18 protein-coding genes are annotated in these 16,065 nt (G+C 75.6%); 10 read left to right on the top strand and 8 right to left on the bottom strand.

Translation table 11 applies throughout. The annotated features are described in order from the left end of the window. The first annotated feature begins 18 nt into the window (after positions 1-18). The 6 genes from PHY01_RS17385 to PHY01_RS17360 all read left to right on the top strand — a co-directional run bounded on the left by PHY01_RS17385 (position 19) and on the right by PHY01_RS17360 (position 6,082). A complete protein-coding gene (locus PHY01_RS17385) occupies positions 19-1,527 on the top strand; it encodes a glutamate-cysteine ligase family protein (RefSeq protein WP_141279979.1) in 1,509 nt (502 codons plus the stop codon). Between the two features lie 210 nt (positions 1,528-1,737). Then, positions 1,738-2,493: a hypothetical protein gene (locus PHY01_RS17380; protein ID WP_141279977.1), complete on the top strand. Its 756-nt coding sequence runs from the start codon at positions 1,738-1,740 to the stop codon at positions 2,491-2,493. Further along, on the top strand, positions 2,490-3,551 hold the full coding sequence (locus PHY01_RS17375; RefSeq protein WP_141279975.1) for a serine/threonine-protein kinase: 1,062 nt from the start codon (positions 2,490-2,492) through the stop codon (positions 3,549-3,551). Before PHY01_RS17380 ends, PHY01_RS17375 begins: the two co-directional genes overlap by 4 nt. A gap of 3 nt (positions 3,552-3,554) precedes the next feature. Then, complete coding sequence (locus PHY01_RS17370) at positions 3,555-4,697, top strand: VldE C-terminal domain-containing protein (RefSeq protein WP_141279973.1); 1,143 nt, start codon at positions 3,555-3,557, stop codon at positions 4,695-4,697. 5 nt (positions 4,698-4,702) lie between these two features. After that, entirely contained in the window at positions 4,703-5,287 is a 585-nt protein-coding gene (locus PHY01_RS17365; RefSeq protein ID WP_141279971.1) for a hypothetical protein, read from the top strand. Between the two features lie 6 nt (positions 5,288-5,293). Further along, positions 5,294-6,082 carry a glycoside hydrolase family 16 protein gene (locus tag PHY01_RS17360; RefSeq protein ID WP_141279969.1) on the top strand — a complete coding sequence of 263 codons (789 nt, stop codon included), beginning with the start codon at positions 5,294-5,296 and terminating at the stop codon, positions 6,080-6,082. Positions 6,083-6,173: 91 nt separating this feature from the next. Here the strand turns inward: PHY01_RS17360 and PHY01_RS17355 are convergent, their stop codons facing one another. Together PHY01_RS17355 and PHY01_RS17350 are read right to left on the bottom strand one after the other, a co-directional pair. After that, on the bottom strand, positions 6,174-7,442 hold the full coding sequence (locus tag PHY01_RS17355; RefSeq protein WP_141279967.1) for an MFS transporter: 1,269 nt from the start codon (positions 7,440-7,442) through the stop codon (positions 6,174-6,176). 20 nt (positions 7,443-7,462) lie between these two features. Continuing rightward, the gene (locus PHY01_RS17350; RefSeq protein ID WP_141279965.1) at positions 7,463-8,920 is read right to left on the bottom strand and encodes an NCS2 family permease; all 1,458 of its coding nucleotides are present in this window, start codon (positions 8,918-8,920) and stop codon (positions 7,463-7,465) included. 19 nt (positions 8,921-8,939) lie between these two features. Between PHY01_RS17350 and PHY01_RS17345 the strand changes: the two genes are divergently transcribed. Further along, a complete protein-coding gene (locus tag PHY01_RS17345) occupies positions 8,940-9,182 on the top strand; it encodes a DUF2530 domain-containing protein (RefSeq protein WP_141279963.1) in 243 nt (80 codons plus the stop codon). 14 nt (positions 9,183-9,196) lie between these two features. Continuing rightward, positions 9,197-9,937, top strand: coding sequence for an SDR family NAD(P)-dependent oxidoreductase (locus tag PHY01_RS17340; RefSeq protein WP_141279961.1), 741 nt, complete (start codon positions 9,197-9,199; stop codon positions 9,935-9,937). A gap of 3 nt (positions 9,938-9,940) precedes the next feature. On the opposite strand, the gene PHY01_RS17335 is transcribed toward PHY01_RS17340, so the two are convergent. The 3 genes from PHY01_RS17335 to PHY01_RS17325 are packed head-to-tail and all read right to left on the bottom strand — an operon-like array spanning position 9,941 to position 12,381. Further along, positions 9,941-10,144 (bottom strand): hypothetical protein, encoded by a 204-nt coding sequence (locus PHY01_RS17335; RefSeq protein ID WP_141279959.1) that lies wholly within the window; start codon positions 10,142-10,144, stop codon positions 9,941-9,943. A 35-nt stretch (positions 10,145-10,179) separates the two neighbouring features. Next, entirely contained in the window at positions 10,180-11,334 is a 1,155-nt protein-coding gene (locus PHY01_RS17330) for a L,D-transpeptidase (RefSeq protein WP_141279958.1), read from the bottom strand. 33 nt (positions 11,335-11,367) lie between these two features. Further along, complete coding sequence (locus PHY01_RS17325) at positions 11,368-12,381, bottom strand: UDP-N-acetylmuramate dehydrogenase (protein ID WP_246085969.1); 1,014 nt, start codon at positions 12,379-12,381, stop codon at positions 11,368-11,370. A 24-nt stretch (positions 12,382-12,405) separates the two neighbouring features. Between PHY01_RS17325 and PHY01_RS17320 the strand changes: the two genes are divergently transcribed. Both PHY01_RS17320 and purU read left to right on the top strand, forming a co-directional pair. Then, a complete protein-coding gene (locus tag PHY01_RS17320) occupies positions 12,406-12,912 on the top strand; it encodes a DUF2505 domain-containing protein (RefSeq protein ID WP_141279954.1) in 507 nt (168 codons plus the stop codon). Beyond that, entirely contained in the window at positions 12,912-13,793 is an 882-nt protein-coding gene (gene purU / locus PHY01_RS17315) for a formyltetrahydrofolate deformylase (protein WP_141279952.1), read from the top strand. The genes PHY01_RS17320 and purU overlap by 1 nt, the downstream gene beginning before the upstream one ends. 1 nt (position 13,794) lies before the next feature. Here purU and PHY01_RS17310 read toward each other — a convergent pair whose 3' ends face one another. From PHY01_RS17310 to PHY01_RS17300, 3 genes are read right to left on the bottom strand one after another with little or no spacing between them, the layout of a single operon-like run. Further along, a complete protein-coding gene (locus PHY01_RS17310) occupies positions 13,795-14,241 on the bottom strand; it encodes an SRPBCC domain-containing protein (protein ID WP_141279950.1) in 447 nt (148 codons plus the stop codon). Then, complete coding sequence (locus PHY01_RS17305; protein ID WP_141279948.1) at positions 14,225-14,590, bottom strand: ArsR/SmtB family transcription factor; 366 nt, start codon at positions 14,588-14,590, stop codon at positions 14,225-14,227. Before PHY01_RS17305 ends, PHY01_RS17310 begins: the two co-directional genes overlap by 17 nt. A gap of 44 nt (positions 14,591-14,634) precedes the next feature. After that, positions 14,635-16,023, bottom strand: a complete 1,389-nt coding sequence (locus tag PHY01_RS17300; RefSeq protein WP_141279946.1) for an FAD-binding oxidoreductase — start codon at positions 16,021-16,023, stop codon at positions 14,635-14,637. Between the last annotated feature and the right edge of the window lie 42 nt (positions 16,024-16,065).

The following is a 16,065-nucleotide window of genomic DNA, read 5'->3' as shown; positions in this document are numbered from 1 at the left end:
GAGGAGGCAGTGGCACGTATGGGCCAGGACGTCGACCGGACCACGTTCAGTCGGCGGGACCGCCAGAACTACCGCGCCAAGGTGCACCGCTGCCTCGACGCACTGGCGGTGATGCTCAAGGAGCACACCTTCGCCCGCGACGAGCCGATGACCGGCCTGGAGGTCGAGCTCAACCTCGTCGCCCACGACCTGGAGCCGTCCCCGTCCGGGGCCGCCGTCCTGGAGTCGATGGGGACGAGCGACTTCCAGTCCGAGCTCGGCCGCTGGAACCTCGAGCTGAACCTGCCGCCGCGCCCGCTGCCCGGCGACCACTGGCGGCGCCTGGAACGTCAGCTGCTCGACGAGCTGGCCACCGCCCGTTCGTCCGCGCTGGAGCACGGCGCGCGGCTCGCCGTCATCGGGATCCTGCCCACGCTGGAGAAGCGGCACCTCGTCGCGGAGGCCCTGTCCCCCGACTCGCGGTACACGATGCTCAACGAGCAGATGCTCTCCGCGCGCGGCGAGCCGATCCGCCTCGACATCGCCGGTGACGACCCGTCGGGCCGCCACGACGTGGCCCCCGACCACCTCGTCGCCGACTTCGACTCGATCGCCCCCGAGGCCGCCTGCACGTCGATGCAGCTGCACCTGCAGGTGCCGCCCGACTCGTTCGCCGCCTACTGGAACGCCGCGCAGTGCCTCGCGGGCGTCCAGCTCGCCGTGGGCGCCAACTCGCCGTTCCTGCTGGGCTCGCGGCTGTGGGCGGAGACGCGGATCCCGCTGTTCGAGCAGTCCTGCGACGTGCGCACGCCCGAGCTGCGCAACCAGGGCGTGCGCCCGCGGGTCTGGTTCGGCGAGCGCTGGATCACCTCGGTGCTCGACCTGTTCACCGAGAACACCCGCTACTTCCCGGCCCTGATGCCGGTGGCGCAGGACAACGACCCGTTCGCCGAGCTGGCCGCCGGCATCGCCCCCGGCCTCGACGAGCTGCGGCTGCACAACGGCACGATCTGGCGCTGGAACCGCCCCGTCTACGACATCGCGGGCGGCGTGCCGCACCTGCGGGTGGAGAACCGGGTGCTGCCGGCCGGGCCCACGGTCGTCGACATGGTGGCCAACGCGCTGTTCTTCTACGGCCTGCTGCGCGAGCTGGTGGAGGCCGACCGGCCGCTGTGGAGCTCGATGTCGTTCGAGGCGGCCGAGGAGAACTTCACGACCGCCGCCCGCCACGGGCTCGACGGCCCCCTGTACTGGCCGGGCAACGGCTGGATCCGGCCCGACGAGCTGGTGCTGCGCAAGCTGCTGCCGCAGGCGGCCGACGGGCTGGCGCGCTGGGGCGTCTCGGCCGACGTCGCCGAGCGCTACCTCGGGGTGATCGAACGGCGCTGCGTGCAGCGGCGCACCGGCGCGTCGTGGCAGCTCGACACCGTCGCCGCCCTGGAGGCCCGCGGCGCCGACCGGCCGGCCGCGCTGCGCGGGATGCTGACGCGCTACCTGGAGTCGTCGGCGGCCAACGAGCCGGTGCACGACTGGCCGGTCCCCGGCTGACCGTTCGCTCCCGCACACACTTTCCGCGAACGCCCACGGGCGCGGCGGCCGGTTCCTAGTGTCCCGTCCGTCCTGAACGCGGCCGTCCGGCCGCCGCCGCCCGTCCGACCCCGCGCCCCGTCTGCCCGCGGCGCGGTGCCGTGCGCCGTTCCCCGGGGGAGCCATGCCCACGCGACCCGCCCGCCGTCCCGGCCCGCCGCGGTGACGGCCGTGTCCCGCTTCCGCCTCTTCGGCCGCTCCGCCCCCGAGCCGCCGCCCTACCCGGCGCCCGCCCACGGATCGCCGTCGGGCGCCTGGCCGGTGCCCGCGTGGCCCGCCGCCGGTCCCCCGCCCGCGCCGCGGCCCGCGACGGCCGGTCCCACCGCCGCCGACGACCCGCCCACCGACCCGTACGGCTTCCCCCCGATCCCCGCCGTCGCCGCGTCCCGCCCCGACCCGGCCGAGGCCGCCGCGCTGGCCGGCGCGTTCGCCGTCGACTACCTGTCCTGGGACGAGGACGACCCCGCCCGGCGCGGCCGCGTGCTGCGCGACTACCTGCCCACCCCGGGGCGCGACCCGGCCCGGCTGGGGTGGAGCGGGTCGGGCCGCCAGCGCGCGGAGTTCGCGCTGCCCGGGCTCGTGCGGCCCGACGGCGAGGGCCGCGTGCTGGTCGACGTCCGGGTGCGCGTCACGCCCTACCGCGCCGTGGGCGAGCACGGACCCGACCCGTCGCCCGAGCCCGAGCCGGAGGTCGCCGGCGTGCCCGCCGTCGCCCCCGCACCGACCGGGCGCGGCTGGCGCGGCTGCGCGTCGTACTGGATCCGGATCAACGTGCCGGTGACGGTCGAGGGCGGCCGGCTCGTCGTCGACGCGTGGGAGGAGACCCTCGGTGAGGAACCCGCGCCGGGGCCGCCCGCGGCACCGTCCGCCGACGACCACTCCCTCGCCGACGACGACCCCCTCGTCGCCCCGGGGAGCGCGTGGTGAGCGGGCTGCGGCCGCCCGTGTTCGCCGGCGTCGCGGCCGGGGTGGGCACGACCACGCTGGCCCGCGCGCTGCACGGCGTCGACGGCGGGCTCGCGCGCGGAGGCCGGCCGGCCGGTGGGGCCGTGGCCGACGTCCTGGTCTGCCGGGTCGACTCCCTCGCCCACGTCGCAGGCCTGTCCTGCCCCGTGCTCGCCGTCGTGGCCGACCGCCCGCCCCGGCTCGACCGGATCGCCGGACGGTTCGGCGCGGTCGTCACGGTGCCCGACGTCGCGGCGTGGCACGGCCTCGACGCCCCGGAGGTCGCCGGGCTGCTGGCCGTGGCCCCGGGCCGCAGGCCGGCCCGCATGCAGGCCTTCGTCGACGCGCTGCTCGCCGTCACCGCGGCCGTGCTGCGGTCGGGGGTGCTCGTCCGGTCCGGCGCGCACCACCGCGGCGCCGCCCCTGGTCCGGGCCCGTCGGGCCGGGCCTCTGCGGAGCGGTCCCCCCGCCCGCCGGTCGCCGCCGTCCCGGCCCGCCCGTCGCGGCCCGTCCCGCCCCACCCGTCGCGGCCCGGCGCGGTGCCGACCCGGCCGTCCACCGGCCCGTCACCGGCCGCCGGGGTGTCAGCGGCCTCCGGGGTGTCAGCGGCCGCCGGGCCGCCCCCTGCCGTCCCCCGACCGCCCGCGCGTCCCGATCGCCCGCGCGCCCGGGCCGTTCCCCCCGGGCCCGTCGTCCCCGCACCGGTCCCGGCCCCGCTGCTCGCCGTTCCCGCACCCGTCGCCCGCGTGCCCGTCACCCCCGTACCGGCCGTCCACGACGGGGCGCTGTGGCGGGGGCTGCGGGCCGTGGAGCGGGCGCCGGTGCCGCTGCGGGTGGCCCCACCCGCCCCCGTCCCGCTGCGCCGGTCCACGGCGGCCGCGCCCGTTCCGGTGCACGGGCGGGCGCTGCGGCTGCGATCCGACCCCGTCGGCCACACGTCTCCCGACCACGCCCGTGTCGGCCACGCCCCCGTCGACCACGCCGCGCTCGACGACGACGGGCTCGACGACGACGCGCTCGAATCGGCGCTGGCCGGCTGAGCGATGTCCCCGACCCCTCCCCTGCACCGCCCGCTCGCGGTGGCACTCGCCGCGCTGGCCGGGTTCCTGCTGCTCGGTGCCGCGCCCGCCCCGGAGCCCGCCGACCCCGTACCGGGCGTCGACGCCGCGGCCGTCCCGGAGGCGGCCCGCGAGTGGCTGCCGCTGATCGGTGAGCTCACCGCCACCGGCTGCCCCGAGCTGCCGCCGGTGTGGGTGGTGGCGCAGGTGCAGGTGGAGTCGGGCTGGGACCCCGCACTCACCGGTGACGCCGCGGGCGGCCCGGCCGGGCTCTACCAGTTCGGCCGGGACAACTGGGTCGCCGCCGGGGGCACGCCCTGGTCGGCCGACCCGCCCGCGCCCGACGACGAGGTCCTCGACGTCGAGGCCCACCTGCGCGTCGCGGTGCCGTGGATCTGCACCAACCTGCGGGCCGTGGCCCGGCACCTGGAGGACACCGGGAAGACCGCCGACCCGCTCGACGCCGTGCTCGTCTGCCACCTGGCCGGGTGCGGGCGCGTCGCGGGCAGCGCCACCGGGATCCCGGAGGCGGGCGAGGCGGGCTGCGGGGAGCGCTGCGCCGAGGTCGTCCGCCGCTACGTCGACGCGGTGCGCGCCGAGGTCGCCCGGTTCTCCGGCGAGCCGCCGGGGCCCGACCCGGAGGCGCCGCCAGCCGATCCGGCGGTCCCGGCCCCGTGGACGGGCGGCGACACCGGCTGCGAGCGCACCGATCCCACCGGCGACGGCTGCCTCACCGGCGCGGCGGCGCACGGGCTGGAGGCGATGTCGGCGGCGTTCGGCGGCTGGTCGGACGGGCCGGTGATCCGCAGCGCGGGCTGCTGGGACGAGCACGCCTGGAACCCGCGCAGCGACCACCCCCGCGGCAAGGCCTGCGACCTGTTCCCCGGGGAACCGGGCGAGTTCGCCGCGGACGCCGCGCTCGACGCCGGATGGCAGGTCGCCGACTGGTACCGCGCCCACGCCGACGCCCTCGCCGTGAAGTACCTCATCTGGCAGGGCCGGTACTGGGACCCGGGCGTCGCCGACCAGGACGGCTGGGGCCGGCGCTACACCGGCGGCGGGGTCTACGACACCCGCAACGCCACCGGTGGTCACTACGACCACATCCACGTCAGCTACCGGGAGTGACCGCCGTGTCCCGATTCCGCCTGCCGCTGCTCGCCGCGGCCGCCACCGTGCTGGTGACGGTCGGCGCCCTGCTGCTCACCGGGTCCGGCTCGGTGGCGCCCAGCGGCGGCGACCCCGTCCCGGGCCCCGTCGTGGACGCCGAGGACCGCGCGGCGCTCGGGTCCGCGCCGGTCGTGCGCGGAGCCGACGCCCCGCCGCCCGACCCCGGCGTCACGCTCACCGACCCGGAGGCCGTCGTGCGCGCCTACCTGCAGGCCGCGCACGGGATCGACGCCGCCGACGGCGGTCGCACGCACCTGCGGGCCGCGCCGTACGCGGTGCCGGGCACGGCGGCCGCCACGATCGGTGTGCTCGTCGTCGACCCGCCCCCGCCCGGCACCGGCCGCGCCGCCTCGGTCCGCAGCCTCGAGCTCGAGGCGGCCGACCGGGCCGACCGTCGACGCGGCTACCTCGCCGCCGTCGAGACCCGCACGGGAGGCGACGCCTCCGTGTTCACGACCACCGTCGTCGTCGCCCGGCAGCCCGACGGCCGCTGGCTGGTGGCCGCGGAGACCCCCGAGAACCCCGACCTGCGGGCCGGGGAGGACTGAGCAGCCGTGACCGTCGACGAGATCGAGGACCTGATCCGGCGCTACCTGTCGACCGGCATCGCCGTCGTGCTGATCGTCTTCGCCCCCGGCACGGGCGCCACCGACCCCGCCCCGCGCGACGCGCCCCCGACGGCCACCGCCACCCCCACCCGGGACCCCGCCCCCGTCGACCCCGCCCCCGTCGACTGGGGCACCCCGGCCCAGGAGGACGACTTCTCCTCGGGCCTCGCGCAGTGGGAGCTCTACGACGGCCCCGGCCACGCCGGCCGGGGTATGCGCTCCCCGTCGGCGGCCACCGTCGAGGACGGCGTCCTGACGCTCACCGGCGACGCCGAGGGCACCACGGCGGGGATGTGCTGGTCACCGGGGCAGCGGTACGGGCGGTGGGAGGCGCGCGTGCGCGCCCCGGTCTCGGACCCCTCCTACGACGCGGTGGTGCTGCTGTGGCCGGACTCCGGCGACCCCGCCGACGGGGAGATCGACGTCGTCGAGATGCAGGACCCCACCCGGCAGCGCACCGGGTTCTTCCTCCACCACGGCGACGGCCCGCCCGTCACCGGGGAGGTGGAGATCGACGCGACGCAGTGGCACGACTGGGCCGTGGAGTGGACCCCCGAGGCGATCACCGCGTCCGTCGACGGCGAGCAGTGGTTCCGCACCACCGACACCGGGGCGTTCCCCCCGGGGCCGATGCACCTGTGCGTGCAGCTGGACTGGTTCCCCGAGGGCACCGGCGAGGTGCGGGCGTCGAGCATGCAGGTCGACCGGGTCGCCCGGTACGCCCTGCCGGGCTGACACACGGATCGGGGCCCTGGCCAACCGGCCAGGGCCCCGATACCGTCCCGAACTGACGCGCCGCTCCCACCACGAAGCGACGTGCATGAGGTTAGCCTAAGCTTGGTTCCCGGCGCAAGAGGGCCCTCGGTCCACCGCCGCGGCACACCAGCACGAGCGTCACCACCAGCACCGACGCCACCGTGACCACCCCGCCGAGCACGAGCGGCGAGCGGCCGCCCCAGCTCTCGGCGAGCAACCCCAGCAGCGGTGCCCCGACCGGCGTCCCGCCGAGGAACAGCAGGATGTAGAGCCCCATCACCCGCCCGCGCATCGCGGGCTCCACCGAGAGCTGCACCGCCGAGTTCGCCGCGGTCGTGAACGTCAGCGCGGCGAACCCGAGCGGCACCATGACCACCCCGGTGAGCAGGTAGGTCGGCATCAGACCGGCCAGCGTCACGAGCACCCCGAACGCGAGCGCCGCCCCGGTGACCAGGCGCAGCCGGGGACGCCGCAGCCGCCGCGCCGCGAGCACCGCACCCCCCACCGACCCGACGGCGAGCAGCGTCGTGAGCAGCCCGTAGGCGTCGGCACCGAGGCCGAACACGTTGCGCGCCAGCAGCGCGAGCGTCAGGTAGAAGTTGATGCCGAAGGTCGAGACGAGGAACACCAGCGCCAGGACGGCGACGAGGTCGGGCCGGCCGCGGACGTAGCGCAGCCCCTCACGGAGCTGGCCGGGGGCGCGCGGCACCGGCGTCACGCGGTGCAGCCGCGCGGGGTCCATCAGCGCGAGCCCGGCGATCACCGCGGCGAAGCTGGCCGCGTTGATCAGGAACACCCAGCCGGTGCCGGTCACGGCGATGAGCACCCCGGCCACCGACGGGCCGACGATCCGGGCGAGGTTGAAGGTCAGCGAGTTCAGCGCGACGGCGTTGCCGAGCTGCGCGTCGCCGACGAGCTCGGGCACGAAGGCCTGGCGCACCGGCACGTCGAGCGCGGAGAAGCAGCCGAGCAGCAGGCAGAGCAGGTAGACGTGCCACAGGGCCACCACCCCGGTGACGACGGCGGTGCCGAGGACCAGCGCGCACACCCCCATCCCCGTCTGCAGGACGATCAGGGCGCGGCGCTTGTCGAGGCGGTCGGCGAGCACGCCGCCCCACAGCGACAGCACGAGCGTCGGGGAGAACTGCAGCGCCGCGGCGATGCCGAGCGCGGTGGCGCTGCCGCCGGAGAGGTCGAGGACCAGCCAGTCCTGGGCCACCCGCTGCATCCAGGTGCCGGCCAGGGAGACGATCTGCCCGGCGGCGAAGAACCGGTAGTTGCGGACCCGCAGCGAGGCGAACGTCGACCGCGGGGCAGGGGCGTCGACGGTGGCGGTCACGTCTACTTAGCCTACAACAACTATCCGACGAGCAGTGCCCGCAGCGGGCCCACGGCGAAGTACGCGACGAACGCCACAGCCACGACCCACATCAGCGGGTGCACCGACCGCGCCCGGCCGGTGGCCGCGGCGAGCAGCACCCAGCTGACGAACCCGGCGCCGATGCCGTTGGCGATCGAGTAGGTGAACGGCATGACCACGATCGTCAGGAAGACCGGCAGGGCCACCCGGAACTCGGAGAGGTCGATCTCGGAGATCTGCCGCATGATCAGCGCCCCGACCACCACGAGCGCCGGTGCCGCCGCCTCGATCGGCACGATCGCGTAGAGCGGGGTGAAGAACATCGCGAGCAGGAACAGCACCCCGGTGACGACGTTGGCCAGCCCCGTCCGCGCCCCCTCCGCGATCCCCGACGCGGACTCCACGAACACCGTGTTCGACGAGCTCGACGCCGCCCCTCCGGCCACCGCCCCCGCACCCTCGACGATCAGCGCCCGCCCGATGCCGGGCAGCTGGCCGTCCTTCCCGACGAACCCGGCCTGCCTGCCCAGGGCGGTCATCGTGCCCATCGCGTCGAAGAAGTTGGCGAGCACGAGGGTGAACACGAGCAGCGCCACGGTGACGACGTCGAGCCGCGCGAACGCCCCGAACGACACCGCACCGACCAGGGACAGGTCCGGCACCCCGAACACGCTGTCCGGCAGGGCGGGCACCGACAGCGCCCACCCCTGCGGGTTCGTCCCCATCGACGGCCCGACGCGCACGACGGACTCGACGACGATCGCGACCACCGTCGTCACCGCGACGCCGAGCAGGATCCCCGCCCGCACGCCACGGGCCACCAGCAGCGAGGTCACCAGCAGGCCGAGGACGAACACCGCCGTCGGCCAGGACGCGATGGACCCGCCGATGCCCAGCCCGACCGGCACCGTGGTGTTCGCGGCGTCGGCGATCCGGCGCACGAACCCGGCGTCGACCAGCCCGATGAACGCGATGAACAACCCGATCCCCACGGCGATCGCGGCCTTCAACTCGGGCGGCACCGCGTCGAACACCGCCGTGCGGAACCCGGTGACGGCGAGCAGCACGATCACCAGGCCGTTGACGACGACCAGCCCCATCGCCTCCGGCCACGTCACCAGTGGCGCGATCGTCACCGCGACGAGGGTGTTGATGCCCAGCCCGGTGGCGATCGCGAACGGGTAGTTCGCGACCAGCCCGAAGATCACCGTCATGACCCCGGCGACCAGCGCGGTGACGGCCGCGACCTGGGGCACGCTCAGCACGGCGCCGGTGACGTCGGCCTTCGCCCCCGGACCGTCCGCTGCGAAGCTGCCGAGGATCAGCGGGTTGAGCACGATGATGTAGCTCATCGTCACGAAGGTGACGAGACCGCCACGCAGCTCGCGGGGGACGGTGGAACCGCGCTCGGCCACGCGGAAGAAGCGCTCGATCACGGCGACACCGTAGGTCGACATCGATCACTACGCTGACTGCGTGGCCGATCCCCCGCCCCTGCCCCGCCACCTGTCCGACATGACCACGGTCGTCGGCGCGGGATCGGCGCTGTGGGCGCTCGGCGCGGCCGGGCTCCTGGCCACCGGACAGGCCCCGGGCGTCCCGTTCGCGACCTGCGTGGCGGGCGCGGCGCTGGGCGGGGTGGGCTGGGGGATCTTCCGCTGGCAGCGCGCGGCCGCCCGGCGCGGCTCCCGGGGCGCGCAGCAGGGCCTCGACGACTGATCTAGTTTCCTCCCATGAGCACCCCTCCCGTCGCCGTCGTCACCGGAGCCAGCTCGGGCATCGGCGCCGCCACCGCCCGCGCACTGGCCTCCGCCGGCTTCCACGTCGTCCTCGGTGCGCGCCGCGTCGACCGCTGCGCCGAGATCGCGAAGGAGATCGACGGCACCGCGGTACGCCTCGACGTCACCGACGCCGAGTCGGTGGCCGCGTTCGCCGCCGCGGTGCCCGAGTGCCGGCTGCTGGTCAACAACGCCGGCGGGGCGAAGGGGTTCGAACCCGTCGCGGAGGCCGACGAGGAGGACTGGCGCTGGATGTTCGAGACCAACGTCATCGGCACGCTGCGCGTCACGAAGGCCCTGCTCCCCGCGCTGCTCGCCTCCGGCGACGGGCACATCGTCACCGTCACCTCGATCGCGGCGCTGGAGCCCTACGACAACGGCGCGGGCTACACCGGCGCCAAGCACGCCCAGGCGATGCTGCACCGCACGCTGCGCGGCGAGCTGCTCGGGCAGCCGGTGCGGCTCACCGAGATCCTGCCCGGGATGGTCGAGACCGACTTCTCCCTCGTCCGCTTCGGCGGCGACCAGGCCCGGGCCGACGAGGTGTACCGGGGCATCACTCCGCTCACCGCCGACGACGTGGCCGACGTCATCGCGTTCGCCGCCACCCGCCCGAGCCACGTCAACCTGGACCAGATCGTGCTCAAGCCCCGCGCGCAGGCCACCCCGATGCGGGCGTACCGCGAGCCCTCGTAGGGGTCAGCGCGAGGTCTCGGGCGTCGTGCGGTGCTCGTCGGCGGCGTCGGCCGGGGCGTCGGCGTCCGCCGCCTGCGCCAGGCGCTGCTCGCTCTCGGCCAGGATCGCCGCGGCCCCGGCCTCGCGGTCCTCGTCGCCGGTCTCGGCGGCCGCCTCCTCGGGCAGCGGTTCGGCGCGGGTGCGGGCCCTGTCCTCGGGGGAGCTCATGAGGGCCGGTACCCGCGGGGGCGCACCGGCGAAACTCAGAGTGCGGACAGCCCCCGCCACCGGTCGTAGGACAGCGTCCAGTCCCAGATGTCGCCGTCGCGCTCGGCCAGCGGCACGTCGGTGCCGGTGACCTCGACCGGGTCGCCGTAGAGCGCGGTGTCGTAGTAGGCGCGGGCGTCGGCGGTGGAGAGGTTGACGCAGCCGTGGGTGACGTTGGACGAGCCCTGCGCCGCCGACGACGCCGGGTTGGCGTGGATGAACTCGCCGTTGTTGCTGATCCGGACCGCCCACTTCTCGACGAGGTCGTAGCCGTAGCGCTCGCTGACCATCCGCTTGTCGGTGAACCGCTCGGTGACGACGTGGATCCCGGAGCGGGTGGTGCGGTCGGGGTCGCCGGACAGGCCGTAGCTGGCCGGGTAGTCGGCCACCTGCTCGCCGTCGCGGAACACCAGCATCCGGTGGCTGTTCACGTCGGCCCGCACGATCTGCGCGCGCCCGATCGAGAAGGTGGAGGTGACGTCGGCGCGACCGTAGGCGCCGCCGCCGTAGGCGACGCCGAACAGGTCGGCGGTGACGGTGACCTGCGTGTACGGGGGCCAGTACTCCGCGGGCCGCCAGTGCACCCGCGACCCGCCGTTCTCGTCGGGCAGCCAGCCCCACGACCCCTCGACGGGCACGGAGGTCCGCACCGACAGCGCGCGCTCGACCGCCGCCCGGTCCTCCACGTGCGCGTCGAACTGGATCCCGATCGGCGCGGCGATCCCGACGGTGCGGCCGTCGCCGATGTCGAGCACGCCGCGCACGACGTCGGCGGGAGCCACGGTGGTGAACGCCCCGTCGACGGGGACCGCCCGGCCGTCGGGGCCGCGCGCGGTGCCCGACCAGGTGTAGGTGGTGTCGTAGGCGAGGTCGGCCGTCGTGCTCCAGGACGCGCCGCCGTCGCCGGGGGCGCCCTCGACGGCCGCGCCGTCCGGGCCGGTGAGCGCGACCGCGTCGAGCGTGCCGCCGGCGACGGACACGGTGGCCGGCGCCGCCGGGCCGACGTCCGTGGCCCCCACGGCCGGCTCGTGGACGACCGACACGCCCGGCACCGGCGGGGCGGTCGACCCCGCGGCACCGACCCAGGTGACCGTCGCGACGCCCAGCGCGCCGACCAGGAACACGGCCGTCGCGATCAGGGCCCGTCGCATCGTCGTCCTCCCGGGTGCCGGTCCGTCCCGAGGCTACAACCGGCAGCCGACGAGGACGGGCTCCGGCGCGAGGTCGATGCCGAAGGTGGCCCGCACGCCGTCGCGGACCTCCCTGGCGAGCACGAGCAGGTCGGCCGCGCTGCCGCCGCCGCGGTGGGTGAGCGCGAGGACGTGCTTGGTCGAGAGCGCGACGCGACCGCCCGGACCGGCGTGCCCGCGCGCGAACCCGGCGTGCTGGATCAGCCACGCCGCGGGCAGCTTGACCCGCTCCCCCGCGGGCCAGCGGGGGGCCGAGTCCGGCGCGGCGGCCTCGTCGACGACCGGGTTGGTGAAGAAGGAACCGGCGCTCCAGGTGTCGTGGTCGGCGGCGTCGAGCACCATCCCCTTGCCCCGGCGCAGCTCCAGCACCGCCTCCCGCGCGACGGCCGCGGGCACCCGTTCCCCCGCCTGGACACCGAGCGTGCGCGCCAGCTCGGCGTACCGGATCGGGGCGCTGTCGCCGCCACCGGGCAGGGCGAGGCGCACCCGCAGCACCACGGCGTCGTCGCGGCCCTTGAGCGTGCTCGTGCGGTAGGCGAGCCCCAGGTCGGCGGCGGGTACGTGGGCGCGGACGGTGCCGGTGCGCCGGTCGTAGAGGTCGACGTCGACGAGCAGCTCGGCGATCTCGACGCCGTACGCCCCGACGTTCTGCACCGGCGTGGCGCCCGTGCGCCCGGGGATGCCGGACAGGCACTCCAGCCCGCCCAGGCCGTCGGCGACGGTGGCGGCGACGACGGCGTCCCAGTCCTCCCCCGCCTCCACGGTGAGCAGCACCGAGCCGTCGGGGCGGCGCTCGGTGCGCCGCCCGGTGGTGGCGACGTGGACGACGGTGCCGGGCCAGCCGGCGTCGTCGACGACGAGGTTCGAGCCGCCGCCCAGCACGAGCACCGGGTCGTCCGCGGTGCGGATCGCCTCGACGACGGCCTCGGCGGTGGTGGCCTCCACCAGCCGACGGGCCGGGCCGCCGAGGCGCAGGGTGGTGAGCGACGCCAGTTCGGTCGGGGGCACGGGGCGCAACGGTAGCCTCCGTCCATGTCACGACAGATCGACTACCGGTCGTCGTCGCAGCACCGCGCCGACGACGTCGCCGCGGTGATGCTCGACGAGGGATACCTGCGGGCCCGGCTGACGCAGCTCGGCGGCCCCGGGGCGAAGGTGCTGGAGCACGAGGCCACCGACGACGGCGGGCGGTACACGATCCGGCACGGCGTCGACCAGGCCGCGCTGCCGTCGGTCGTCAGCTCGCTGGTCAGCGGGAACCTGGTCATCCAGCGCACCGAGTCGCTGCACCGGCGGTCCCCCGGCGAGTGGGCGGGCGAGGTCGACGTGCAGATCCCCGGCACGCCCGCCTCCGCCGTCGGCACCCTGCGGCTGCACGACACGGCGACGGGCAGCGAGCTGGTCGTGCGGGCCGACGTCACCGTCAAGGTGCCGTTCCTCGGCGGGAAGATCGAGGCGGTGATCGCCGACCAGGTGCAGCAGCTGCTCGCCGCGGAGACGGCGTTCACGCTGGAGTGGCTGGCGGGCAGCCACCGCTGATGGACCGCCGTTTCGTCATCTCGCTGAGCTGCCCGGACACCACCGGCATCGTCGCGCGCATCGCGGGTTTCCTCGCCGACGCGGGCGGCTGGATCGTGGAGGCGGCCTACCACTCCGATCCCGGGACGGGCTGGTTCTTCACCCGCCAGGTGGTGCGCGCCGACTCCCTGCCCTTCGACGCCGACGGGCTCCGCGAGCGGTTCGCCGCCGTGGCCGCGGAGATCGGCCCGCAGGCGCAGTGGACGGTCGCCGACACCGCGGAGCCCAAGCGCGCCGTCGTGCTGGTGAGCAAGGAGACGCACTGCCTGCACGACCTGCTCGGCCGGGCGTCGAGCGGGGAGCTGCCGGTGCGGCTGGAGGCCGTCGTCGGCAACCACGAGGCACTCGCCGGGATCGTGGAGGCGCACGGCGTGCCGTTCCACCACGTGCCGTTCCCGGCGGCGGGCGACCCGCGCCGGGAGGCGGGCAAGGTCGAGGCGTTCGAGAAGGTGCGCGAGGCCGTCGACGCCCACTCCCCCGACGCCATCGTGCTGGCCCGGTTCATGCAGGTGCTCCCCGCCCACCTGTGCGAGCGCTGGGCGGGCCGCGCGCTCAACATCCACCACAGCTTCCTGCCGTCCTTCGTCGGCGCGCGCCCCTACCACCAGGCCTACGCCCGCGGCGTCAAGCTGATCGGGGCGACCTGCCACTACGTCACCGCCGACCTCGACGCGGGCCCGATCGTCGAGCAGGACGTCATCCGGGTCGACCACGGCGACACGGCGGAGGACATGGTCCGCCGCGGCCGCGACATCGAGCGCCTCGTGCTGTCCCGGGGCCTGCGCTGGCACCTGGAGGACCGGATCCTGGTGCACGGCAACAAGACCGTGGTGTTCCGGTAGGTCAGGGGGCGTAGGCCGCCCACTCGGGCCGGGCGGTGCCGTGCAGCGCGGCCTCGAGGCGGTCGAGATACCAGCGCCAGCCCGCGGTGACGTCGGCGGCGTCGACACCGTCGGCGACCCGCTGGGTGAACACCAGCACCGACCCGTCCCCGTCCGGCGCGATGTCGACGGCCACCCGCCACGAGCTGGTCGCGCTCTCCGGGATGTCGACGACGAGCCGGCGCGGGGCGTCGCACTCCAGGATCGTCACCGTGACCGGCGCGGCGATCTCGCCGCCCGCGTCGACCTCGCCGGTGACGGTGAGCTCGACGGTGCCCCCGACCCGGCCGCGACCGGTGTAGGTGCCGAACCAGCGACCGAGGCGCTCGGAGTCGGTGACGGCGGACCACACGTCCTCGACGGGGTCCGGGAACTCCTTGCGCAGCACGATCTCATGCGGTGCGGTCATCGACGTCTCCTGCTCCGGCCGCGCGGCGCTGCCGCCTGCCGCGGCGTATCTCGGTGTCCAGTGCGTCCAGGCGCCCGGCCGGCCCGCCCGCCGGCGACAGCGGGCGGAACCCGTCGAGCCAGCCGTCGAGCTCGGCGAGGGGGGCCCGGTCGAGGGCGTAGAGGCGGTTCCGGCCGGTCACCCGCGAGGTGACCAGGCCCGCCTCGCGCAGCACCCGCAGGTGCCGGCTGACCGCCGGGCGCGAGACCGGGAACCGCTGCGCGATCGCCCCCGCCGTGCACTCCCCGACGGCGAGCAGCTCGACGATCTCCCGGCGGACCGGGTCGGCGAGGGCGGCGAGCGCGAGCACCGGGAATGTGTAACACACCAGTTACGCGTCGGGCAACGGGGCCGTCAGGCGGGCTTGATGTTGGCGTTGACGGAGAACACGTTGCCCGGGTCGTACCGCGCCTTGATCCGGGACAGCCGCTCGTACTTCTCCGACCCGTAGGCCGCGCGCAGCGCGCCCTCGTCGGCCTCCGACATCAGGTTCACGTAGGTCCCGGGACCCACGGCCGCCGGCCGCAAGGCGTCCCAGGTGTCGCGGACCCACTGCCGCTCCCGGAGGTAGGCCTCGGGGTCGGGCGCCATGCCCTCGATCGCCACGACGTAGCGCATGGAGCGGCTGCCCCCGAAGGCCGTGTCGGCGTCGGCGACCTCGGCGTACGCACCGCCGAACGGGAAGATCAGCAGCTCCGACAGCGGCGACGTGCGGGTCGACAACCGGTCGGCGAGGACGTCGACGGCCGCGTCGGGCAGCTCGTCGAGGTAGAGCCCCTTCGTGTACGCCCGGATGCCCCAGAACGTGCCCTCGTCGAGCATCTGCTGGAGCGCGACGTAGGGCAGCGGCATCACGACCTCGAACAGCGGGTCGAGCGCCTCCCGCAGCGGGGCCAGCGCGGCGGCGTGCTCCTCCGCCGTCCCGAAGCCCACCATGATCGCCGCGACGCCGGGCGCGCCGTGGTGCCGCTCCGGCACGAACGGCGCGGGAGGTGCGCAGATGCCCGCGATGCCCGGGCTGATCCCGGTGGGCACCGAGCCGAACGCGTCGCGGGCCGTCCGGATGGCGTGCGCCGCCCGGTCCTGCTCCACGAACAGCATCCCCAGGTGCACGATCGGGCCGACGGGGTGCAGTCGGAACTCGAACTCGGTGACGACACCGAAGTTGCCCCCGCCCCCGCGCAGCGCCCAGAACAGGTCCGGGTGCTCGTCGGCGCTCGCCCGGACGCAGGTGCCGTCGGCCAGCACCACCTCGGCCGACTCGAGGTTGTCGATCGAGAGCCCGTGCAGGGGGGTGAGCCAGCCGAACCCGCCGCCCAGCGTCAGACCGCCGACGCCGGTGTGGCTCACCGTCCCGGCCGGGACGGCGAGGCCGTGCTCCTGGCAGGCGGCGTCGAGCTGGGCCAGTTTCGCCCCGCCACCGACGCGCGCGCGGCGGGCGACCGGGTCGACGACGACGCCGTCGAGCGGGCTCAGGTCGATCATCAGCCCCTGCTCGGGCACGGCGGCCCCCCAGTAGCCGTGCCCGCCCCCGCGGACCGCCACCTCCAGGCCCCGGTCCCGCGCGCACGCCAGCGCCTCGGCGACGTCGGCGGGCGAGGTGCACCGCGCCACCACCGCGGGGTAGCGGTCGATCGCACCGTTCCAGATCAGGCGCGCCCCGTCGTAGTCCGGGTCGCCGGGGACGAGGACGCTCCCGTCCATCGCCGCGCGCAGCTCGTCGAAGGTGTCGGCTCGGGTCATGACTGCTCCCTCGGGTCTCGGAACACGTCTCCGAAGGAGGCG

This window comes from Pseudonocardia hydrocarbonoxydans (assembly GCF_006539565.1).
GTDB lineage: Bacteria > Actinomycetota > Actinomycetes > Mycobacteriales > Pseudonocardiaceae > Pseudonocardia > Pseudonocardia hydrocarbonoxydans.
This window is presented reverse-complemented; position numbering and strand designations above follow the sequence as displayed.